This window comes from Bacteriovorax sp. PP10 (assembly GCF_035013165.1).
Classification (GTDB): Bacteria; Bdellovibrionota; Bacteriovoracia; order Bacteriovoracales; family Bacteriovoracaceae; genus Bacteriovorax; species Bacteriovorax antarcticus.
In genome coordinates, this window is sequence record NZ_JAYGJQ010000001.1 from 1,562,108 (window position 1) to 1,585,493 (window position 23,386).

Consider the following 23,386-nt stretch of genomic DNA (forward strand, 5'->3'; position numbering starts at 1 on the left):
CTAATCCGAATAAGTAACCATGAAGAGATTAATGATTATAAATAAAAAGAATATTACACATTTTTTCTGCCTGCTTGTCATACTTATGACTCTTACGAGTTGTAATAATATTTTTATAAAAGCAAAAGCACTTCTCGTTGTGAACGATAATCCTACTACAACAACACCAAGTGATAATACGACGACGACATCGGCTTTAATGCTTTCAGCATTAAAAGAGGGGTATTGTTTTGTAAAAAGCGATAATGAACAATACTGCTGGGGAAGTCTTTTTACTAATCAACCAGTCAATCATGCACCCAATTTAAAAACGGCCTATCAACCTTTAGTCGGTAAGACGATTACAAATATTATTTCATCATATGATGGTGGATTGAAATGTACGATCCCTGGTGATGGAATCCCTGCGTGTTGGGGTTCTAATTATTATGGGCAAATTGGAAACGGTGAAAGAGGTGATGATGCAGCACTTGTTCCAACATCTCCAGATTTTACCGGCGTTTTAAGTGGTAAAACCGTCAAGGAAATAGTTATTGGTAATTCTTCAACTTGCGTGATCGCCTCAGATGATCAGGTTTATTGCTGGGGAGAAAATGGATATGGGCAGCTTGGTAATGGATCAACAACTGATTCCAATACGCCTGTCGCTGTTTCAACTGCAGGTGTATTGAATGGAAAGACGATCAAGACACTTAAATCGGCCGCAGACACAACTTGTGTAATCGCTTCAGATGATAAACTTTACTGCTGGGGATACGGACGCTTTGGGGCGCTGGCAAATGGAAGTACTGCCAACTCGACAATTCCTATTGCCGTTGCAGGTGGTGCGCTTGGTGCAAAAACTATTAAAAAATTAGATATGTCTGGGAACACCACTTGTGTAATAGCAAGTGATGATAAAATGTATTGTTGGGGTTATGGAGTTTATGGAACTCTTGGAAATGGTGCAAGTTCAAATTCATCATCAACAGTGGCCGTAGATTTCACAGGAGTCTTGTCGGGAAAAATCATTACTCAAGTTCATATGGCCGGTCTATTTACATGTGTACTTGCTGATGACGCCCGTGTTTATTGCTGGGGGTACGATGGAGACGGGGCCCTTGGTAATGGAAGTACATCAGATACAAATGTACCCGTAGCTGTTAATACGGCCGGTGTTTTAAGTGGGAAGTCTATTACAAAAATTGCCGGAACTAATAGTTTAATGTGTGCCTTAACCAGTGACAATCAAGTTGCATGTTGGGGTTATGGTTATCGCGGAGGTTTGGGGAATGGGAGTATGGCGGGAAATTCGTCATTGCCTGTGTCTATCGATACTTCAGGGGATATCAATGGAAAAACAATTACAAATTTAACGAGTTCAAAAGATAATATTTGCGCCTTAACAAGTGATGGCCTTGCTTATTGTTGGGGAGAAGGATTTTTTGGTAATAAAATTTCCGGTAATAAAGTTTCAGTTCCCACTTCTCCAGATATGACGGGAGCACTAAGTGGAAAAACAATTCTTGAACTTGGTCCAGGTGCCTATGCATCTTGCGCTCTTGCCAGCGATCATCAAATTTATTGCTGGGGAGATGGAGGCGGAGGAGAACTTGGTAATGGAACAGACACCTTTACAAATTATCCGGTGTCATTAAAAACCACAGACTCTTCTGATGAATTAATTTTAGATGCAAAATATTTAACTTACATTGAAGACACAGTTTGTGCTCAAAGAAGTGACGGTGAATTATTTTGTGGAACGACCGGGAAGTCTTTAAATTTTGTCCATGATTTTGGAAGTGAAGAAATCGTAGATTTAAAATTGCAAGAAGGTAATGTTGCTTTCAAATGCGCACTAACTGATTCCGGAAATCTTTATTGTTGGGGAGAAGGAAGGGATGGTGCTCTTGGAAATGGAACCAGCGACGACTCCGGAGTTCCACAGCTCATTAAGATGAGTGGCGCGCTTCTTGGGAAAACAATTAAGAGTTTTGAAGTAGGAAAAAATTTCGTGTGTGCGATTGCCAGTGATGACCTTGCTTATTGTTGGGGAAATGGTTCTTCAGGGCATCTTGGTGGCAATACAGGTGCTGATAGTCTGGAGCCGATTCCCGTTGATAGAACAGGAGTCTTAAGCGGTAAAAAAATAAATTCATTAACAATTTATTCAGAAACAGTATGCGCAATTGCTGATGACCTGAAGGCCTATTGTTGGGGGAGAGGATTTGACGGACAATTAGGTGACGGGGTCACTCCTGTTTCAGATGTTCCAGTGGCCGTGTCTACTGCAGGTGTTTTAAACAATAAAACAATTAAAAAGATCTCAATTATGGATACGATGGTCTGTGCGATTGCCAATGATGATTTGATGTATTGTTGGGGAGATAATACTTCCGGTCAGCTAGGTGATGGCACGACTAATTTTGCACCAGTTCCTGTTGCAGTTGATATGTCAGGAGTCTTGAGCGGTAAAACAATCAAAACTTTTAGTGGTAACAGTTATTCAACATGTGCCATTGCCAGCGATGATAAAGTTTACTGTTGGGGATTTGGATCTGATGGATCTTTAGGAGATGGGAATTCAGCTGATTCACTAATTCCAGTTGCCGTGAATTCAGCAGGCGCCTTGAGCGGAAAGAAAATTGTCGACATTAAATCTTCATATGCCAGCTTCTGTGCAATGGATGATAATGAAGAAGTTTATTGTTGGGGAGACGGATCTACTGGAGAAGTAGGAAATGGTCTCAATAGCTTTACACCACTGCCTATTAAATTAAACTTATAATTATTTCGATGAAGCTATAAATTCAAGCAACCCAGGAAAGCGTTTATTCAAATCTTTCGTTCTGATAGAAATGTATTTCCTGGCCCCTTCTAACCTCATGTTTAAAACTCCTGCTTCTCTTAGAATTTGCAGGTGGTGAGAAAAAGTTGCCTTAGTTACAGAATAGTCAAAAGTCCCGCAGGCCTTTTCTCCACCTTCTGCCTCAAGTAATTCCTTGATCGCAGCAAGACGAACAGGATCGCCAAGTGCTTTGAGTACTTGTTCAATTGTAATGTCTTTTAATTTAGGGTGAAATAATTCTTCCATATGTTAGATATACATCTAACATTTTTCTTGCAAACATTCAAGAGCAGGCGTAAAAATGTGTTAGATATCTATCGAACTATCTTTTAAGGATCATCTAATGAAGAAAAGTTTCATTATTTTTATGTCATTCGCTGTCGGTGTAATGGCCGCCAACATTTATTACGCTCAACCCATTTTAAGTCTGTTGGCAAACTCTCTGGGAATCAGACCTGATGCTGCCGGATTAGTGATGACTTTAACTCAGGTTGGATATGGCCTGGGAGTTTTCTTCGTTGTTCCATTGGGAGACCTTGTAGAGAACAAAAAACTGATTTTAACTATGATCGGTATAACGATTGTGGCCGAAATTCTTTTAGGTGCTTCTCAATCATTGGTTCCTTATTTTATGGCGACAATATTAGTAGGTCTTGGAGCTTCTGCTGTTCAGGTAATTGTTCCTTACACAACTCACTTGTATGATAAATCGCAAAGAGGGCACGTCATCGGAAGTTTGATGAGTGGTCTTATGCTGGGGATTATGTTTTCGCGTCCACTTGCAAGTTTACTAACTGATTTAGTTTCTCTTCATGCTGTTTTCTATTTCTCTGCGATCATGATGGCGATTGTCTTCTGGAGACTTTCATCAATACTGCCTGAGAGAAAACCAGAGCCAACAAATTTAAAATACGGTCAACTTATCTGGTCGATGAAAGAAATGCTGATGAAGACGCCCACTCTTCAAAGAAGAGCGCTTTATCAGGCCTGTATGTTTGGAGCATTTTGCTTTTTCTGGACAACCGCTCCGATGATGCTGGTGAATTCTGCATTCCAGTTCACGCAAAAAGGTGTTGCGATTTTCGCACTTGCTGGTCTTGCGGGAGCGATTGCAGCTCCTTACGCAGGAAAGCTTGCTGATAGAGGTTGGAGTAAACAGGCAACGTTTATTGCCTTTTTAGTTGGGATCATTTCTTTTTCAATTAACCATTTTGTTGTGGCCGGAAGTACTCTTTGGTTAATCGTGTTAGTGATCTCGGCAAACCTTTTAGATGCCGGAGTTTCAGCGCATCTTGTTTTAGGTCAACGAGCAATCTTTATGATCGATCCAAAAAACCAAAGCAGACTCAATGGACTTTATCTAGTTATCGTCAATATGGGGGGAGCTTTTGGTTCAGCGTTTGGTGGATGGGCCTATCTTCACGGTGGATGGGGGTTTTCAAGTTTACTTGGGCTGGTATTCCCATTGGTCGCCATGCTTTTATTTTTATCTGAAAAACTTGTCGGCTACAAAGAACAACACTAAGCACTGGGGTCCGCGGTCCAGTGCAGTAAAAAGCTGAATTAATTCACAATAATCTCTCAGGAAAAACTCCACATTTCCCTGCAAAAAATGTTATAAACAAATCTCAATTTTGTAACGATATTTGATGCTTGCTTCATTGCAGGGGAATCAAATATAATAGTGCATTGTTTTTGCTATTAGATAAAAGTTTGACTTGGCAGACTTTCTAGAAATAGACTCGCAAAAAAACATACGCACACTTCTTTAGTCCCAAGTATTTTTTAAGGAAATAGTATGACTCCTGATTCTGGAAATCTTCTCGAAATTAGAAATCTCAATGTCACTTTCATGTCTGGTGGCAATGTAGTTAAGGCCGTAAAAAATCTTAACTTAAATATCCCTTATGGGAAAACGATGGGCCTCGTTGGTGAATCTGGTTCTGGAAAATCTGTAACATCTCTTGCAATCATGAGACTGCTTCCAGATCACAAAGGAATTACTGTTACTGGTGAGATTTTATATAAAGGGCAAAACCTTTTAAAACTAAGTCTTAAAGAAATGAGAGCGATTCGTGGAAATAAAATCTCAATGATTTTCCAGGAACCGATGACAAGTTTAAATCCTGTGTACACTGTTGGAGATCAAATCGATGAAACGATTTTACTTCACCAGAAAATTTCTAAAGCAGAAGCAAGAAAAAGAACAATTGAACTTTTAACAGAAGTAGGGATCCCGGATCCAGCTGCTAAAGCAAACACATACCCACACGAAATGTCTGGTGGGCAAAAGCAAAGAGTCATGATCGCAATGGCGATGGCATGTGAGCCTGAGCTTTTAATTTGCGATGAACCAACGACTGCGCTTGATGTAACGATTCAACAACAGGTTTTAGACCTGATGATGGAACTTCAGAAAAAACATAAAATGAGCATGCTATTCATCACTCACGATCTTTCAGTTATTGCTGATATCGCTGACGATGTAGCGGTAATGTTCAGAGGTGATAAAGTTGAAGAGCAAAGCTGCAAAGGACTATTTGAAAATCCTCAGCATGCTTACACAAAAGGTCTTCTTGCTTGTCGCCCGAAAATTGATAAGAACCCAAAACGTCTTCCAACTGTTGAAACAATTTTAAAAGATGAAGACGCTTTCTACAAGGCACTTGTTGATTATAAAGTTCCTCGCATTATCAGCGAAGAAAAAAATCCAGTAATTCTCGAGCTTAAAAATCTTGAAAAATACTACCCGATCAAAGGTGGAATTTTCGGAACAAAAATCACAGAGTTCAAAGCTGTTGATGGTGTGTCGATTAAAGTAAGAAAAGGGACTACGTTTGGTTTAGTAGGAGAGTCTGGATGTGGAAAGACAACTTTAGGAAGAACTATCCTAAGGCTGATTGAACCAACTGCAGGTGAGATCCTTTACCACGGTGAAAATATCGTGAATAAAAATCCGGAAGAGATGAGAGCCCTTAGACGTAAAATGCAGATCATTTTCCAGGATCCGTTCTCAAGCTTAAACCCAAGAATGACAATCGGAGACATCGTTACTGAGCCTCTGGTTATTCACGGAATTGGTAAAAATAAAAAAGAGCAACTTCAAATGGCCGCACAACTTTTAGAAAAAGTTGGTCTGAATGGAGACGCTTTAAGCAGATACCCACACGAGTTCTCAGGTGGACAAAGACAACGTATTTGTATCGCAAGAGCACTTACGCTTAACCCTGAATTCTTGATTTGTGATGAATCAGTTTCAGCTCTGGATGTTTCAGTTCAGGCACAGGTTTTAAATTTACTTCAGGATCTTCAAGATGATCTTGGATTAACTTATATTTTTATTTCACATGACCTTTCAGTTGTTAAATACATCTCTGATGAGATCGCTGTTATGAACGCTGGAAAGATTGTGGAGATTGCAGACCCTGACACGATTTATAATCATCCTGCTAATGCATACACAAAACGATTAATCGATGCGATTCCTAAGGGGCGTCCAAGTTTAATCTAACTGGAGAGTGAATGGACACCGCACGAATGGCGCGAGTCCTAATGAAGAGTACAAACAATGGAACTCTGACTTTAGTGACTAAGCACCATAACGATTTTTTTCCCGTTTCTCAGAAGATCGATTTTTGTTTAACTACTGAAGGCGAAATTCTTATTTATCTCGACAACCTTGAGATAAAAAACAGAGGGATTAAAGAGTACAACCGTGCAGGTCTTCATGTCGACCAGGGCCTAGAAGCGGTAGAGATCATGGGGAGACTCGTGGTTCTACCGGAAACTGATTTAAGAAAAAATAGAATGGCCTCGCAATTTTTTAAGGTCCACAAAGATTTAGAAAAATTTAGCGAGGTCTCTAATTACGCCTTTTATATTTTGAAAAATGACTTCGCCAGATACTTCTCTGATCCTCAGCATTTTGAGTCCCTGTCTTATGAAGGGATCAAGTGTGATCCACCCATTTCACCCATTGAGCTTTCTCATGTTGCCCGCGAATTTAGCGAGCATCATATTGCTATGATTGATGGAGATGGATATTTTTCTGAGAATGAAAACGAAGAAGTGATTTTCCATGCTTTCGAAAAAACACTGACGAGTATTGATGAAGTTCATCATGAAATGTCGGGGCTTTTTTCAAAAGAAAATTTCGAACAAGTGATACTATAATATGCACTGGATCTATCTAGTCCTGGCCATCGTGGCCGAAGTCGTGGGAACTGCCTGTTTAAAGAGTTCAAACGGTTTTCAAAACATTCTTCCAAGCATTGGCGTGGTAGTAGGTTATGGTCTGACGATTGTCATGCTCTCAATCTCTGTGAAGTCTATTCCCATGGGAACGGCCTACGCTATCTGGTCAGGTGTCGGAACTGTTGGTGCTGTCTGTGTAGGGTATCTGGTTTTTTCTGAAAAACTTCACATCTCTCACGTGGTAGGAATGGCCTGTATTATCCTTGGCTCAATCATTCTCAAATTTGCCGAAATGCCGAAGGCCTAATCAATAAAAGAAATGTGATAGTTTCCATTCTGAGAGCGGATTCTCTCTAGCTCAGTTAAGAGAACGGTCATCCTGTCATAAGTTTCTACCGAGTGATCTTTCCAGGAATTTTCTGAATCTTCACTATGATCAACTGGAGCGTAGTAAACAATTCCATTTCTCACCTGAAGGATTCTTTTGGCCTTGTTAGCGATAGAAAACTCAATATCGGCGTTGAGCATACGATTGATCTTACGAACTCGCATATAGGCCCTGGCGATTCTCATGAAGTGTCTTTCAAACTTATCGGCCAGGTCATCCACAGTTATTAAGTCATTGAACTCTTCAATTTCTTCTTCGATCTCAGCGCTGTCATCAAGCTCAACTTCCTGTAGTTCTAATTCAGCTTCTTCACTTTCGCTTAACTCTTTGTCATATCTTCTCTGCCAAATAATTCCCATGGCAATCATCGACCTGACTGATGCAAAAGTTTCAGGAGTAAAATTGTGTCTCAAGCAAAAAACTTCAAACCCATCTTTTAAAAGTTGTGGATCAAGCTCTTCAAAAAACAAATCTCCATCAGGGAGAGCGCCATCTTTGTAAATGGTATTTAAATACAAACTAAGCTTCATCATCGATTCAAAGACCATGGCATTTGAAAAAGGCCCGATCATGTGGAATTCATCAGGAGTTGAACTCACAGAAGTAAACTCTTTATCAAAAAAAGCTAGCGAGCGTCTGGCGGCCTTAAGGGAAATATTATATCTCGGATTTAATCTTTTGATTTCATCGGTTTCCATAAGGGCCGCTTCCAAAGGAGTCGCACATGGAGTCACTCTCAAATCATAAACCTGAGTGAGCATTTCCAGTTTTTTAGGATCGCGGTTTTTTTGACCTCTGAAATAACTGTTCACTCGATCCCGCAGTGAGGTTGCTTTACCAACGTAGAGAACTTCTCCTTGAAAGTTAAGCATCCTATAAATTCCCGGTACCTTGGGAAGATCTAATCTTTTTTCTTTTGGAAGCGGGTATTCGTATTTTGTCTTTTTTGCCTTTGGAGTTTCGATGAACCAATTTTGTAGTTCTTCATAAGTCGTGACTTCTTTTTCTTCCAACGTCTCGAGTAATTTTGACCAGATCACTTTGGTGGCATCCACATGGGAGGCCGAGCGCTTAAGTTCACCGGCATCATAACCAAAATAACCTGAAAGACCTTTGATCCCTCTGGTCGGAAGATTGGGAAGAAGTCTTTTTGCGATATCGTGAGTGCAAAGAATGGTAAAAGGCATATCGGCGTGAATACTTTCAAAAGCAGCAGCAAGAAATGGTTTTTCAAACTGAGCAAAGTGAATCACACAAACGATATTATCTAACTTGGACATTGTTTTAATAAAATTGAGAAGTCTCTTCATCGCTTCAGGAAAAGGCACAGCATCTTTCATGTCAGAGGTTTTAACCCCGGTGATGATTTGAATGCGACGAGGGATTTCATATTCAGGAGGCTGTTCGACTAAAAAACTTTGAGTTTCGGCGTGTTTAGACCCGTAGGCCATCTCCAGGATATAAGAGTTATCAGGTTTCGCTCCTGTGGTTTGAAGATCCAGAAAAAAGACAGGCATAGATTTAAGTTTCATATGTAGTCTCCCAGAAATCTTTTATATCCTGAAGGATCTTTTGCGAGACTAACTCACGAGGTGATTCATCAAACCATTCAGCAGGCATCGTCTGTGAATAACTGTCTTCCAGAAAGCGTGGATCAATAAGAATGATCACTCCGCGGTCTGTTTCTGTACGCACAACTCTTCCGGCCGATTGAATCGCTTTGGCCATCGCGGGAAAAACATAAGCGTAATCAAAAGCATGTTCACTGCCATAACGTTTTTCATAATACACTCTGATTTGTTCGCGTTCAAAATCAAAATTAGGAAGAGCAGGCCCCACAACAAAAGCACCAATGAGCATATGTCCGGGATAGTCGACACCTTCGGAGAAAACTCCACCTTGCACTCCAAGAAGTAGCGTAGGCCTTAAACCTTCACGCAATTCATGCAGGTACGTATTGATAAGAGGAAGCTTCATCTCTTTTGGTTGAGTCAGGATTTGATAATCCGGAAGATTCAATTTACCGACGACCATATTCATAAATTCAAAGCTGGGGAAAAGCGCAATATAATTTCCAGACTTCACATTTAAAACACGCTCAATCACATCACAAATCTTAGGAGCACTCGAGTTTCTGTCACGGTACTTGGTAGAAATTTGGGGGATGACCATGATCTTACGATTCTGTTCAGTAAACGGAGAAGCAAATTCATAGGTCTTGGTTTTATTTTCCGGAAAACCTAAAAGCTGCTGGTAATAATAAAAAGGTTTAAGTGTCGCCGAGAAGGCCACAAAGTTTTTAAATTCTTTATAACACTCTTTTAACTGTGCCGAAGCATCACAACACGTCACTTTCAATATTTCAGCATTATAAGTTTTCTGATAAGTCTGAAAGAACTCAGGGCCGGTTAATTCAAGTGACTCAATAAAATTTTGAGCAAGATTTGAAAAACCTAAGACCGGATCTTGCGCCTTAATTTCCACATCTGATTCGAGATACCCACCAGTGAACTCACGAATACGTGCCCCTAATTCAATGAAAGGAGCTGGATCAATCGTAATCCTGCGGGATTCGCCGGAATACTGTCTAATAAGACGGATAAAGTCCTGAGTAAGAGCAACTCCATCATCAAGGAATTTATCTGGTAGATTAGCAAACTGACTTTCAAAATAAGTAATCTGTCCGATGGAAATTGAAGGTGAAAAATAATCCTGAGCTCTTGAAGGTAAGTTATGAGCTTCATCAATAACCAGATTGGCCTTCTCTTTTGGTTTTAATAAAGGAGTCGAGAGCCTTCCAATTAAACTTCTCGGAGAAAAAACATAATTGTAATCACCAATGACAACATCGGCACGATCAATTCCTTCCAATGATAATTCAAAAGGGCAGACCTGATACTTTTCTCCCAGCTCAATAAATTTACGGGAAGTAAGGCGCTTCATCTTGCCAACTTTATTAACCAGGTCATGCTCATCTAATTTGGCATAATAATCTTTGGCGTATTCGCAGTACTGAGGATTGCAGATGACTTCTGCTTTCCTGCACATCTTCGCTTTTGAAGTCAGTGTGAGGCAGCGGATTTTCGCACCTTGATCCTGCATAAGACTTACGGCCGCTTCGGCCACCTGATGCTGAGAGTTTTTTGGTGTAACAAAAATAACTTTTTGCCCGCGAGAAAGAGATTCTTTTAAAGCAGGATATAAAACTCCGGCCGTTTTTCCAAGGCCGGTCGGTGCTTCTATCAGCAGAGGTATAGACTCAGCAAAATTCTCTGCAACTGCCGCAACCAACTCAACTTGCCCGGGTCTAGGTGTTGCAAAAGGAAAAACCATATCTTGTGCAGACTGAACTCTTATATCAAAAATCTTTTCTTTGATTTTTGTCTCACGAACCAATTCATCTAAACGTCGCTCCAGCCATATTTCATACTCTTCAAGATTAAAATCCACATCGAGACTCATGGTCTTAAAGTTTCTTGCCGAAATAAGCTCCAGCCTTAAAAGCGGGACCTCTCCTGTCTGGTGATAATGAATATACCCGTAAGTTCTTAGTTGCCAGTAATAAGGATGATTGAAATTATCGGCAAGCTTTTCATAAAGAGCTTCAACATCAAAACTGGATTTAATCTCTTCAATCACACAAGGAGCGCTGGTGATAAAACCATCCGCACGCCCTGAAATCACAAACTCATAAGGTTTTTTATCGAAGGTGATACTTAAATGTTTTTCTGGAATGTAGTTTGAATTTTCTTTTTCTTTTTTCTGCTGGAATATTTTATGGATATCTTGCCCGCTATAAAGACTTCCACCAAAACCAGAATGCGTTTCAATACTCCCTACAAGAGGAGATGGAACGGCAAAATTTCGGACATCAATATTAACTTTTCGCAAAAACTATCCCAAGTGATTTCATTGCAACGATACGGGGAAATCATAGCAAAAGAGATAGGCTTCTAGGATGTGCGCTGCATTTTCTTAGAGAATACTCAACAAATCGGCCTGTGTTTGCATTTGTAGATGCGGAAGATTTGAAAAACCGGCCTTATGGAAGACCTCTAATGCTTTACTAGCGAATTCAATGGTCATGACATCATCCGGTTGATGCAAAAATAAGTAAGTTTCAGGCAACCCCATAGACTGCCAGTTTTTAATTCTTTCGGCCCACATTGAGAGTCTAAGCTCATCACTTGGGTCGAGGTTGTTTCCAATTAATCTAATTAAAGACCAATTGGTAGAGAGGGAAGAATGAAGGACGTCTCGTCTTCCTGCTACATCAGTAATCACCAGTCCAATATTTTTTCTATTAAGATAATCCGTCAGCGCCGGAAGAATCACACCATCTTGAAACCAGCTCGGATGACGAAGCTCTAAAGTGAGTTTGAACTCTGAAGGCCAGCTTTCTAAAAACTTAAAAAGCAGCATTTTATCCTGATAAGAAAAATACTCACTCAACTGAATAAAACACGGACCTAGGTTTGTTTTCATTCTTTGCAGAAAATCCAACCAATGCTCCAGCGTGATTTTATCTACCAGGCCATTTCTGGCGTGAGAGATATCTTTAGGGAGTTTGGGACAAAAAAGAAAATGTTCCGGGACTTTTGAAAGCCATTCATGAGTCGTCTTCTCATCAGGGATTCTGTAGTGAGTTGTATTAAGTTCAATACAAGTAAAGTTTCTGGAGTAGTAGTGGAGGAATTCCTGAGTCGGAGTTTTCTTTGGATAGATTTTCCCTAACCAGTGCTTAGAACCCCATGCCGGAGCGCCAAAAAAAAGGGCACTAGGAGTCTCTCCCGCCAAATGAATGTGAGAGGCATTTTTTGAATCGTCCTCTGGGAGAGTCCAATTGATGTTTTGAATGTCTGCGAGTTTTCCAAATTCCATTGGGGTTATCATAAATCGATCTTCTTCAGGAAGACAAAAGAAAATAATCATTATTTACGGTTTTTTAAGATCTTAAGAAACTGCGTATAAGTTGGATCGATTAATTCTATGAAATGGTTACACTTTGAAACTATTTTTTTAAATTAGTTTCAAAGTGTAACTAATTTCCAGTATGATCAATTTATGAAAACGAAAGACACTGGACCCATTTATAAAGAAGACATCCACCCGGCATTAAAAGATGCTTTCGGGTATAGACTTCTACATGTGGCCTTAAAATACCGAAGAGCACTGATAGAAATCCTGGAAGAGTTTGATCTGGCGCCACCTCAGTTAGGAATTTTACGTATTCTGGCCACTTCAGACATGTTAACTCAGGCGTTATTAGGTCAGGAGCTTGGACACGATAAAGTCACAATCGTTCGTATGATCGACGGACTGGAAAATCTGGGTTTTGTGAATAGGATTGAAGGCAAAAAAGATAAAAGACAAAGACTTATTCAGATCACAAAATCGGGCAGGGAAGTTCTGGCGATTGTGAAAAAGAAAAATATCACTCGCGAGAAAAACTTTCTCTCACCTTTAAGTGATAGTGAAGCAGAAACCCTTAAAAAATTAATTATGAAATTGTAACGAGGCATTTATGAAACGCACTTCTCCCATGATCCCTATTTTCTTAATCGTCCTGGTCGACGTACTAGGGATGACTATCATTCTTCCTCTTCTGCCGTTTTACTCGGAGAGTTTAGGGGCGACACCTTTTACGGTCGGGATGATTGTGGCGGTTTATGGTTTATGCCAGTTCATTGCGGGGCCGATTTTAGGACAGGCCTCTGATAAAGTAGGAAGAAAAAAGATTCTGGTCATCAGTCAGATCGGGACTTGTCTTGGTTTCATCATGCTGGCCTTATCTCATAGTTTAGTTCTTATTTTCCTGGCGAGGATTATTGATGGACTGACAGCGGGAAATATTTCAGTTGCCCAGGCCTATGTAGCAGATGTCACTGAACCCAAAGACAGAACTAAAGCTTTCGGGATGCTGGGAGCAGCTTTCAGCTTAGGTTTTATTATCGGGCCAGCACTCTCAGGATTCCTGGCCAAATACGGCGCTCATTATCCTATTTTCCTTGCGGCCTGCCTTTCAGCTGTGAGTATTATCGCGACAATAACCATTCTTCCCAATACTGAGATTCATAAATCAAGTGAACCTAGAAATAAGTTTGCTGCAAAAAATATTCATAAATACTTCCGAGTGAAAGAAGTTGCTCCTTTATTACTGCAGTTTTTTGCCTTCGCTTTTGCTTTTTCATTCTTCATGTCAGGCTTTGCCATGTTTTTGGGAGAGAAATTCTTCTTTGAAGGAAAACACTTCGGGCCGCAACAAGTTGGATGGATCTTTACATTTATTGGCTGCATGAGTTTGATTGTTCAGGTGGGAGTGTTACGTAGGTTAAGTGATTTCATGGGAGAAAAAAAGATTGTCTTCATTGGATTTGTGGCCATGAGTCTTGGTTATTTCTTCATTGGAGAAACGGCGACTATTCCATTTTTGCTTCTTGCTTTAATTTTAAATACATTCGGAAGTTCAGTTCTTCGCCCTTCAATTACCAGTCAAATTACTAAGATTGTTCCTAAAGATCAGCAGGGAACTATCCTTGGTGTGACTCAATCTTTGCAGTCAGTAGCTCAGATCGTTGCCCCTTTAATTGGTGGTTACTTAATTGGAACCGGCAATCTTACAGGATGGGCGTGGTCATGCTCGTTCATCGCATTTTGTGGAATCCTCCTGCTATTTTATCAAGAGCAAGTGGCGAAAAGAGTTGTAATTGCAGCGTAAGAGGCAAATGTTTTCTTACAAGTAATCACATCTACGATTATTACTTGTCAGAAAGAATCAGAGAAATAAGAATTTATCTACCAAATCTAAACAGAGAGATTCTTATGAAAATGATTTTCCTAACTTTAGCTGCACTGACAATGACGTCTACATATGCTGCTCTTCCTACTCAAAAAATTACTCCACGTATCGTTGGTGGTATTGAAGTTAATCCAAAAACAACTGACACTTCTTTCATCGTAAGCATCGGTGGTGGATGTGCTGGTACTATTATCGACGCAAAATGGATTCTAACTGCTGCTCACTGCAAGCCGCTTTTCAAAAGCCAGGTAACTGCAGGAAGTATCGCTCTTAGAGGATCTGATAGAGTTGTACTTAAAGTTGCAAAATCTTACGTACACCCAAAATATGCTAACAGCTCAAACGACTTTGCTCTTCTAGAGCTTGCTACTCCAATCGATTTTGCTGCTAACCCAAAAATTTCTAAAATCGATATCGCTGATTCTAACCTTGAATCATCTGGTGGATTAGAAGCTGGATTGATCGTTACTGTTTATGGATGGGGTGTAACTCGTGAAAACGGAAGCCAACCAGCAATCCTTAGAGAAGTAGATGTTCCTCTAGTGTCTCGTGCTGATGCAAACGTTAAAGAAGCATACGATGGAGACATCAATGAAACTATGCTTGCTGCTGGTTACAAACAAGGCGGAAAAGATTCTTGCCAAGGTGACAGTGGTGGACCACTAATCAACAGAGAAACTCGCACACTAGTTGGTGTTGTAAGTTTCGGAGAAGGTTGTGCTAGAGCAAACAAATACGGTATTTACTCAAACGTTTCTAACGGTAATGAGTGGATCACTGGTGTAATGAACAAGTAATTCTATCTCAATATGAGCGCTCCTTCGGGAGCGCTTTTTTTTTGCCTAAAATGATCGCAATAAAAAACAATTACAAACTAGAGCTATTTAAGTGCCTTCTTTTTGAAGGCACTTTCAAGTAACTCCTAGGTGAATTCTTCCAGATTCTCTCTCATAATTATTCATAATCACAACAGGCACAGTTTGCTCTTCCAATTTTCCCAATATGACTTAAAATTTATTAAGTCCAAGAGGCCTTATGAAAATACTATCAATACTAAGTTTTTATTTTTTGTTATCCACACAAGCTCAAGCGAGTTTGGAAGGTGATTATCAACTAATTAAAGGACCGACTCTTTGTCCGATCGGAAGCATATCTCTTAGGCCCGACATCAAAGATAAAACTCGTACGCTTTTATTTGGAAGCCAGCTTTCATGGGTTTTAAACCTGGAAGATAAATCTGTGGTGAAAGAAGTTGTTGAAGGTGGATGCACATACACAACGGCCTATGAAAAAACGGACAATGCTTTTAAGGCAAAAACCACAAGAAGTAGTTGTCCTAAAATTCCTGAAAATGGTGTGATCACTGAAATGATGGAATTAAAAAATGACAAACTTAATTATCAATATGAATTTACTTCAGAACAAAATAAAAAAACAACCTATAGCTGTTTTTACATTATAAGAAAATAAATGATCCAAGTTGTTTTAATTCTTTTTATGTCGATGAACTCGTGGGGAAATACTTCCTCTACGGCATGTTCAGGTTCGACTATGGATGGAGTCAAAAATTGTATCAACGAATTCAATAGCACCGTCGGCAGTTGGGGAGAGTCTCCAAGTCCATGTCCCGCTATAGAAGTTGAAGTAAAGAAAAAACCATTCCCAACTCTATCTGAAGAATTTAACGTCAGCGATAAACCAGAAGAGAATCAATGCACTAACTTCATCACTGACAATGGTGAGGCCGAAGGTTATGGCCCATGGGGAGAAACAATTGTTAAGTACCTCGATGAAAAAGGTGATAACTCAATTTTTTACAGCAACGACCTGGCCGGAATGAGTTCAGGTGTAACAGCTTGCCCGAATTGGACAGCAATGACTGTCGATGAAAAAAAACATTTCTGGGTTTGGGTTATGGCCTCTATTTCAAAAATTGAATCAACTTGTGATGCTAAGGCCAGAAATGGCGGTTCTACAAATGGTGTCGCTGTTGGGTTAGTTCAGCTAGATGAAAGAAAGTCACAAAGAAGCTGGCGCGGAGACAACTGTAAAACGGCCTCTGTCGTTGCGACTAACGATAACCTTCGTTGTGGTATGGACATTTTAGGAGAGTTGCTTAAAGGCAAAGCAGGCGAGTATAAAGGCAACGGTGAGTTGTGGGGAAGAAAATCCAGTTCATACTGGCAGCACTTAAGACTTAAAAATGGTGGTGGAATTTCAGATTTGATCCAGTTAAATCCTTACTGTAAAAAATAAGAAACTTCTGTCTCTTATTTATTGGGCTGAAAGTGTGCCCATATCGCTCTGGCAATCGGCCCCATCGGTCTCTTCTTATTTCTCATAATGTGAATATCAAATTTAAAAGACTCAACCTCCGGCAGATCAATTTCTACTAGTGAGCCATTTTTAAGTTCGGTTGAGATTTCATGACGAGTGAGACGCCCCCAACCAAGACCTTCTTTAATTAAATGTTTTTTCATCTGATGATCAGTCACAAAACATTTCGAGGCCCCAGTTAAAATACCTGGAAGCTCTTCATCTTCAGTATGCTTATTTTTCCTTCCTTCCACCACAATGAGCTGCGGAATGATTTTTAAGAGAGCAAGTTCAGGTTTTTCTTTTTTCTCCAATACACTTTTGGCTATAACAGGAATGAGATCAATACTGTCATAAAGAATTCCTTCAATTTCTTCATGTTTGGTAAGCATTGGAGCAATCGCGAAGTCTGCTTCTTCGTCGAGTAACATTTTTAAACCCACGCGAAGAATTTCTGAACGAAGCAGAAGTTCAGTCGACATTGAATGGTATGAACATTCTTTTAAGATATCTCTTAAGGCCTGATAGCGCGCTAATGGATCAAAGACGACTGTGAGATTGGATTCAACCTTATGAGTTCCCAATTCAATACCAACGATCTGTAGATTGCGGTAAGAGTGCAAACATTGTTTGGCCCATTCATAGAAAATTTCACCTTGAGGTGTAAGTGTTGGTCTATACGTTTCTCGATTAAAAATCAGCAGGTCAAATTCTTCCTCAAGATTTTTTATTGAAACGGATAAAGTAGGCTGCGTTTTGTGTAGCTGATCCGCGGCCGCTTTAAAACTGCCTGTTTTTACTACCATGTCGAGGGTTTCTAGCTGGTCAAAAGTCATTTTGAGGTCCTTTTTCTATATAGAGAATATCTATATAGATTATAGAAAGAAAATAATATTTTTCAATCCATTTTTGGACGATACTGACTTCAGAGAGAAACATAAAACACAGTTTTAGGAGTATATATGAAGTCTTTAAAAATCGTTCTCGCAATTGCATTAGTTAGTAGCATGATAGGTGGATCAGCATTCGCACAAAGCCGTATGCGTGGTGATGAAATCATTAAAAGTCCACAAGAGTATCGTTTAGGTGATTCAGATGATCTTCAAGGTGATCAGATGAAAATAGAAGCAGTGTCTGAACAAAGACCTGAGTCAACTAGCAAAGTGAATCAATTCCAAAACCATATTCAACATAAGCATTTACTAAAAAATTCAGATTACATTTAACCAAAATCTACTAGATGATTAAAATAAAAAGGCCCCGCAAAATGCAGGGCCTTTTTTTATTTTTTTAATTTACCATTAGGATCATCTTTCCAGCCCCAATAAACTTTAGTGCCTATTGCTGCCTTTGGAATGTTGAGTGAGTAGAGTTTTTCTCTAAGGGCGACAATCGACTGTTGCTTGCCAGAAAGAACGATTTTGATTGAGTTATCCTCTGCAAAGATTTTACTCATCTGCTCGGCAATAAGATCTAATTGTCCTAGTGAAACCAGTAGTGCTTCTTCTAGGTCGAATCTCTTTAAGATTGCTGAAGACTCATCTGTGTTTCCAGCTTCCATAAAAAAATGAAATTTAATATCGGGAACATTTTTTTTAATCGCGTGGGCAAGACCAAAAGTTGTTTCATCTCCAAAGAAGATCACTCGGTTTCCTGCTTCTTCAAGCTTTAGTGATTTTTTTGGACCTAAGACTATCACTTTATTTTGTGCTTTAGCATCGCGTGCCCATAAGGCCCCTGGGCCTTTTCCATGCATGTACACGAGTGTTTGCATAACTCCGGCCTTAGAGTCCCAAGAACAAGGCGTATAGCTTCTCATTTCATCGTCTTTTAACTGGATCTGAATCTTTTGTCCGGGAATCCATTCTTTTTTAAGATTTCTGCCTTTAATAGTCAGTAGGTGAAAATGTGGTGAGAGTTGTTCGTTCGAGACGATTTTACTTTTAGATAAAATAATCGGACCTAAAATTTTAACCAGAATTTTTTTGATTGTACTCATATGGCGATTCTCTTTTTTTGAAGAACGATAATTGTTAAGACGATGGCACTTACCAAAACACTTGTGGTAATGATGAGCGCAAGGTCGTGAGAAAAAAGTTTTAACGTCACGGCCGTAAAAAATCCCCCGACAGTGTATCCAATAGTATTGGCAGCATTAATCATGCCAAACTTCTTGCCCCTTTCGATTGAAGGTGAAAAGAAAGTCGTCAGAGTTAAATAAGAAGGAGGAATCATCGCGATTCCAATAGAAACCACCATCATGCTCATCCAGACTTGAGAGCTGGTTGTTCCTAGTGCAAATCCCATTGCGCCACAAAAAAGAGTAAATGCCCCAATGATAAGCGGCCCTTGCCATGGATCATTAAAAAATCTTTTACTTACGAATTGAGAGACGACTGCCATGATCGAGCTTCCCAGTAAAAACTTTGCCATTAATATAGAAGTCGCTGGAGCATCCAGATCAAAGAGCTCTTTAATATGCAGGCCGAAGGTATTGTGAAGTGTTCCGATAAAACATGTAAACAGAAGAGCTAAAAGAAAAACCCATTTCAATTCTTTAGTAATAAGACTCCAGTCAAAAATCATTTTCTCTTTTTGAATAAGGCGCTGTTTGGTTTCAAGTTTTTTGCATAAAAAATTAGAAACCATAATAAACACCAACCATACTAAAACTCCTTTCATGAGTCCTATGGGAGAGTCGCCATTAACTAAAACATAAATCGGCCCGATCATGCGTCCCAAATTTAAACTCATCGAATTTGAAAGCATCGATTTTAAATAAGTTTCTTTCACACTTAAATCTAACTGTAGGGCCTGAGCTACAGGAATAATGGCCGCAGAAAAGGCACCGTAAATAATTCTGCTGATAACAAGTAAGGCAATTGTGACAGCTTCAGGAAGATGACGTGAGTAGAGGATAAGTAAAAAAAGCAGTAAGAAAGAAACGAACTGTCCGATCATTCCGACGTTAAGAATTTTCATTCTGCCGGCGAAGTCACTTTTAGAAGACCAGTAAGGGCCGCTCCACAAAAAGAGGAAAGATCCTAAACTGAAAACACCGATAACTAATGAAAGAGATAAATTTAAGGACTCAGCAATGAAGGGAAACATCGTGAAGAGTAAAATCTGCACTGCTGAGAATGTAATTGTATTGAGGTTAGCTAGATAACTGAGCATCTTTTTTTGCCGGTAGTACAAAGTCAGTTTTATTAAAAATTAACGAAGCGACAATTGCAAAAGTCACGAGCGAGATAAAACCAATCACCGTCATGTTAGACACAAGATTCATTTTCATTGAAAGCGCAATCATTCCCGCACCAAAAGCATAACCAAGAGAATGGGCGATACTTGCAAAACCAATCTTCTTTCCAGTGACATTTTCTTTTGCAGAAGCACTGATAAGTGCCATATACACAGGTGGAATTAATGCCAGGCCAATAGAAATCAGCATCAATGCACCCCAGATCCCGTTAAGTGTCCCAGCTGCATTTAAAACAAATGAACCAAGTATTAAAGCACTCGCACCTGTAATCAGGCGAAGTTTCCAATCACGTTTAAAAATCCACTGACTTGTTTGTTGGACGACAAGAGCAAAGATACTACTTCCTAAAACAAGTTTCGCCATTTGAACGCTGGCCTCATCACCTTTGATATTTAATGTTTCTTTTAAGTGATGACCAAGTGTCGAGTGAAGAACACCAATGAAGCTTGTAAAAATTAAAGCAAGTAAAATAGGAAGCATTGATTCTTTGAAGAGAGCTTTCCACTCAAGAGCGATCGCCTTCCAATCGAATTTTTGAGCAGCTTCCGAAGAAAGTTTTTTCTCAGCAGGTGATGAAGTCAGCAGGCATCCTAAAGCAAGCATAAGGACCCAAAGTGTTCCGGCATAAATCATGTGCTCGAAATCTACTTTTTGAATGAGAATAAGAACAGGCCCTAGAACACGCCCAACATTTAAACACATTGAGTTTCTTGTCAGGACTTTCAATTTATCTTTTGTATCAATCAAATCCAACTGCCATGCTTGAGAGACAGGAACGACTGCTGAAGAAAGAAGTCCGTAAATAATTCTGCAAGAAAACATAATAACGATTTTTGCAGTCATGGATAGTTGATCGTTAAAAAGAAAAAGTGAGCAAAGAAGCATGAATGAAAAAAACATTCCAAGCATACCAAAACTTAAAACCCTTTTTCTTCCCCATGTGTCGCTTTTAGTTGCCCAAAAGGGTCCCATAAAAGCAAAAATAAAAGAGCCAACACTGATGGCACCAATGATCGTTGCCGTATGAAGTGAAGTCTTCTCAGAGATATAAGGAATCGTTGTATATAAAAGAATCTGAACAATACTAAAAGTCAGCGTGTTCAAATAAGCGATCGTGAGTTTTTGGTTAGTGCTTGAAAATTTCATATTCTTCTTTTAAGTTTTAAAAGGCCCATAATCTTGCGGGCCTTATTTTTTATTTAGCGAGTACGTGTGAACTGAAGAAAAACATTCCCAGCACAACCACCATCGTTTGAACCTCTTACTTCAAAAGAGAGATTCGTATGACCGCCTCCACCTTGTTTGTAGTTTAATCCCTTCGAAAAGAAACTATCCAAAGCAGCAGCACCTGCAACACAATTTGCGCCCGGCGTATGTCTTGATTCGCTAAACGATAAAGATTCGTCTTCTTTATGACGAGCTAGTTTTACAACGTACTCACACTCAATTCCCGCGCCGTACATAGCATTTAAGGTCCCGTAGGCCATCCCACCGTCTTTAACGCCTAGCTCTTGGAACAAAACATTGTGCTCCGCAAACAATGCAGGCTCATCAGATTCCTGATTATCAAAGTCGCTACATGCGTAGTTGGAAAACTTAGATCCCCACTTCAACTTAGAAGGATGCTCAAAGTCAGAAGCAAAAGCATTTAATGATAGAGCAGTGGTAATTCCAGCTAATAACAAAACTTTTTTCATAGAAAGATCCTTATATGTGGTGGATGGGATGTCTTTATGGAGCACAATGTAAGACAGGTAGTTTGGCTTGTCAAACAACTTTATGGTGATGTATATAAAAGGTAAGGAAGTTAAATATTTGGCCCTAAGGCCTAACATGAAATAAATGCACACTAAACACCTATCGCTAAAGCATTCTGCCAATTGTTTTTTAAATTCTCTCTTTAGAGAGTTTAATGACTTTTTTTATGACACTGAATCGTCATCGTTTGTGATCAATTTAAAAGATGAAGGCATGCTGGTGATCCCGGTTGAGTACGTCTCATTAGTAGGAAGACATTCTTATCCCGGACATTTTTATTATAGAAAAAATAAAGACAGTGAAGCTTGTGAATTAAATTTTACAGAAGCTGTGGTTGTGTTACTGGATCATCTTTCATCAATCTATAAAACATCTCCAGAGCAAGTGAGTATCTTCCTGGATCGAATCACTGGCAGTGTTCACAATATCGAAGCTGCGATTGCTCTTCGTGAGACAGACCTGATAGCTCTTTATAAAAATGCCACAATAGATTTCAAAGATGCTGAGCAAGCATTGATTGTCGGCCATACTTTCCATCCACACCCAAAAAATAGAGATGAATTTTCAGAAGAAGATTATAAAAAATATTCTCCGGAAGCTGCAGGAGATTTTAACCTGCACTGGTTTATGGTTCACTCTGAGATCACTCATAAAATGGCCTCAAAGAGCTTTGATCATACAGAGTGGAATAAAGAAATTTTCTTAAAAGAGAATTCAGATTCAGAAGCATTTAAAGAATTCACGACAGAGGGCTTTATCCCTTTTCCTGTTCATCCATGGCAAAAAAACATCCTCTTAAAAATGCCTTTGATAAAAGAGTATATGGCAGAAGGTTTGATCGTTGACCTGGGGGCTTCTGAATACGTGGAAGAAAAGTGGTATCCAACTTCTTCTTTAAGAACGATTTATAATGAAACATCTCCTTATATGTTGAAGTTTTCACTGAGTGTGCGCTTAACAAACTCCCTGAGGCACATGCTGCCTGTAGAAGTCGTGAGAGGGCTTCAGGTCGTAGATGTTTTTTCTACACCTAATGGACAAACATTTTTAAAATCTTATCCGGACTTTAATGTTTTATTTGAACCCGCATTCATGGCCCTGATTGATCGCGATAAAAAAATTATTAATGAGACTATCATTTCATTGAGACTGAATCCCTTCATTAATCATTCATCACAAAAGCTTGTCCTGGCGACACTGACTCAGGATAATCCGCTGGAAGGGATGAGTCTTATTGGCGGCCAGATCCAACGAGCAAGTGAGAGAAATAGTAAATCAATGGAGGTCAATGCCAAGACCTGGTTTGCAAAATTCCTTGAAGTTGCGGTGAAGCCTTTGATGATGGCACAGGCAAATTACGGAATCCTGTTAGGTGCTCACCAACAAAATTTAATTTTAGAAATTAAAGATAATATGCCGAAGGCCTCATACTTCAGAGACTGTCATGGAACAGGTTATAGTAAAATTGGCTTCGAACTTTTTTCTAAAGAAGTAAAATTGATGACGATTGAGAATGGAAATATTCTTGATGAAACAAATGGTAATGCTCTTTTTGCCTACTATTTAGTTATCAATACAGTCTTTAATACTATCAGCACGATTGCTAAAGATGCCGGTATTGCTGAAGAGCAATTAATGGCAATGTTCCGAGAAGAGTTATTCAACTGGCGAGCATCTGGAGTTAAAGACTCATCTTGCTTTGATTACCTTTTAGATAATCCAAAACTTCTGCAAAAAGGAAACTTCCTTTGCTCATTCGTTAATATGAATGAGAATACAACTGATAATCCATTGGGGATTTATAACGCTTTCCCTAATCCAATCTACGAGATCAATCTATGA

21 protein-coding genes are annotated in these 23,386 nt (G+C 39.5%); 12 read left to right on the plus strand and 9 right to left on the minus strand.

Translation table 11 applies throughout. From position 1 onward, the window contains the following. Window positions 1-19 precede the first annotated feature (19 nt). The gene (locus SHI21_RS07680; RefSeq protein WP_323575748.1) at window positions 20-2,767 is read left to right on the plus strand and encodes an RCC1 domain-containing protein; all 2,748 of its coding nucleotides are present in this window, start codon (window positions 20-22) and stop codon (window positions 2,765-2,767) included. Here SHI21_RS07680 and SHI21_RS07685 read toward each other — a convergent pair whose 3' ends face one another. Then, window positions 2,768-3,073, minus strand: a complete 306-nt coding sequence (locus tag SHI21_RS07685; protein WP_323575749.1) for an ArsR/SmtB family transcription factor — start codon at window positions 3,071-3,073, stop codon at window positions 2,768-2,770. It abuts the gene before it with no gap. A gap of 97 nt (window positions 3,074-3,170) precedes the next feature. Between SHI21_RS07685 and SHI21_RS07690 the strand changes: the two genes are divergently transcribed. From SHI21_RS07690 to SHI21_RS07705, 4 genes are all read left to right on the plus strand, one after another. Further along, window positions 3,171-4,352, plus strand: coding sequence for an MFS transporter (locus SHI21_RS07690; protein WP_323575750.1), 1,182 nt, complete (start codon window positions 3,171-3,173; stop codon window positions 4,350-4,352). A 273-nt stretch (window positions 4,353-4,625) separates the two neighbouring features. Next, complete coding sequence (locus SHI21_RS07695; protein WP_323575751.1) at window positions 4,626-6,338, plus strand: ABC transporter ATP-binding protein; 1,713 nt, start codon at window positions 4,626-4,628, stop codon at window positions 6,336-6,338. Window positions 6,339-6,349: 11 nt separating this feature from the next. Continuing rightward, window positions 6,350-7,000: a hypothetical protein gene (locus SHI21_RS07700; RefSeq protein WP_323575752.1), complete on the plus strand. Its 651-nt coding sequence runs from the start codon at window positions 6,350-6,352 to the stop codon at window positions 6,998-7,000. Between the two features lies 1 nt (window position 7,001). Next, window positions 7,002-7,328: a DMT family transporter gene (locus tag SHI21_RS07705; protein ID WP_323575753.1), complete on the plus strand. Its 327-nt coding sequence runs from the start codon at window positions 7,002-7,004 to the stop codon at window positions 7,326-7,328. Here the strand turns inward: SHI21_RS07705 and SHI21_RS07710 are convergent. From SHI21_RS07710 to SHI21_RS07720, 3 genes are all read right to left on the minus strand, one after another. After that, window positions 7,325-8,941 (minus strand): hypothetical protein, encoded by a 1,617-nt coding sequence (locus SHI21_RS07710; protein WP_323575754.1) that lies wholly within the window; start codon window positions 8,939-8,941, stop codon window positions 7,325-7,327. The two genes, SHI21_RS07705 and SHI21_RS07710, sit on opposite strands and share 4 nt — an antisense overlap. Next, a complete protein-coding gene (locus SHI21_RS07715) occupies window positions 8,931-11,300 on the minus strand; it encodes an ATP-dependent DNA helicase (protein WP_323575755.1) in 2,370 nt (789 codons plus the stop codon). The genes SHI21_RS07710 and SHI21_RS07715 overlap by 11 nt, the downstream gene beginning before the upstream one ends. 84 nt (window positions 11,301-11,384) lie before the next feature. After that, complete coding sequence (locus SHI21_RS07720; RefSeq protein WP_323575756.1) at window positions 11,385-12,302, minus strand: DUF72 domain-containing protein; 918 nt, start codon at window positions 12,300-12,302, stop codon at window positions 11,385-11,387. A 171-nt stretch (window positions 12,303-12,473) separates the two neighbouring features. On the opposite strand from SHI21_RS07720, the gene SHI21_RS07725 reads away from it, so the two are divergent. The 5 genes from SHI21_RS07725 (at window position 12,474) to SHI21_RS07745 (ending at window position 16,464) form a co-directional block, all read left to right on the plus strand. After that, the gene (locus SHI21_RS07725) at window positions 12,474-12,923 is read left to right on the plus strand and encodes a MarR family winged helix-turn-helix transcriptional regulator (RefSeq protein ID WP_323575757.1); all 450 of its coding nucleotides are present in this window, start codon (window positions 12,474-12,476) and stop codon (window positions 12,921-12,923) included. Window positions 12,924-12,933: 10 nt separating this feature from the next. Then, on the plus strand, window positions 12,934-14,127 hold the full coding sequence (locus SHI21_RS07730) for an MFS transporter (RefSeq protein WP_323575758.1): 1,194 nt from the start codon (window positions 12,934-12,936) through the stop codon (window positions 14,125-14,127). A gap of 104 nt (window positions 14,128-14,231) precedes the next feature. Further along, window positions 14,232-15,005: a S1 family peptidase gene (locus tag SHI21_RS07735; RefSeq protein WP_323575759.1), complete on the plus strand. Its 774-nt coding sequence runs from the start codon at window positions 14,232-14,234 to the stop codon at window positions 15,003-15,005. 238 nt (window positions 15,006-15,243) lie between these two features. Next, window positions 15,244-15,678: a hypothetical protein gene (locus tag SHI21_RS07740; protein WP_323575760.1), complete on the plus strand. Its 435-nt coding sequence runs from the start codon at window positions 15,244-15,246 to the stop codon at window positions 15,676-15,678. Next, window positions 15,679-16,464 (plus strand): hypothetical protein, encoded by a 786-nt coding sequence (locus tag SHI21_RS07745; RefSeq protein WP_323575761.1) that lies wholly within the window; start codon window positions 15,679-15,681, stop codon window positions 16,462-16,464. Between the two features lie 14 nt (window positions 16,465-16,478). Here the strand turns inward: SHI21_RS07745 and SHI21_RS07750 are convergent, their stop codons facing one another. Beyond that, window positions 16,479-17,360 carry a LysR family transcriptional regulator gene (locus SHI21_RS07750; protein ID WP_323575762.1) on the minus strand — a complete coding sequence of 294 codons (882 nt, stop codon included), beginning with the start codon at window positions 17,358-17,360 and terminating at the stop codon, window positions 16,479-16,481. A 126-nt stretch (window positions 17,361-17,486) separates the two neighbouring features. On the opposite strand from SHI21_RS07750, the gene SHI21_RS07755 reads away from it, so the two are divergent. Beyond that, the gene (locus SHI21_RS07755) at window positions 17,487-17,750 is read left to right on the plus strand and encodes a hypothetical protein (protein ID WP_323575763.1); all 264 of its coding nucleotides are present in this window, start codon (window positions 17,487-17,489) and stop codon (window positions 17,748-17,750) included. 56 nt (window positions 17,751-17,806) lie between these two features. Here SHI21_RS07755 and SHI21_RS07760 read toward each other — a convergent pair whose 3' ends face one another. Genes SHI21_RS07760 through SHI21_RS07775 form a run of 4 tightly spaced genes read right to left on the minus strand, consistent with a single transcriptional unit; the run spans window position 17,807 to window position 21,483 of the window. Further along, on the minus strand, window positions 17,807-18,523 hold the full coding sequence (locus SHI21_RS07760; RefSeq protein ID WP_323575764.1) for a siderophore-interacting protein: 717 nt from the start codon (window positions 18,521-18,523) through the stop codon (window positions 17,807-17,809). After that, window positions 18,520-19,701 carry an MFS transporter gene (locus SHI21_RS07765; protein WP_323575765.1) on the minus strand — a complete coding sequence of 394 codons (1,182 nt, stop codon included), beginning with the start codon at window positions 19,699-19,701 and terminating at the stop codon, window positions 18,520-18,522. The genes SHI21_RS07760 and SHI21_RS07765 overlap by 4 nt, the downstream gene beginning before the upstream one ends. Next, window positions 19,682-20,932, minus strand: a complete 1,251-nt coding sequence (locus SHI21_RS07770) for an MFS transporter (protein WP_323575767.1) — start codon at window positions 20,930-20,932, stop codon at window positions 19,682-19,684. The genes SHI21_RS07765 and SHI21_RS07770 overlap by 20 nt, the downstream gene beginning before the upstream one ends. A 53-nt stretch (window positions 20,933-20,985) precedes the next feature. Beyond that, complete coding sequence (locus SHI21_RS07775; RefSeq protein WP_323575768.1) at window positions 20,986-21,483, minus strand: hypothetical protein; 498 nt, start codon at window positions 21,481-21,483, stop codon at window positions 20,986-20,988. Window positions 21,484-21,628: 145 nt separating this feature from the next. On the opposite strand from SHI21_RS07775, the gene SHI21_RS07780 reads away from it, so the two are divergent. Beyond that, window positions 21,629-23,386, plus strand: a complete 1,758-nt coding sequence (locus SHI21_RS07780) for an IucA/IucC family protein (RefSeq protein ID WP_323575769.1) — start codon at window positions 21,629-21,631, stop codon at window positions 23,384-23,386.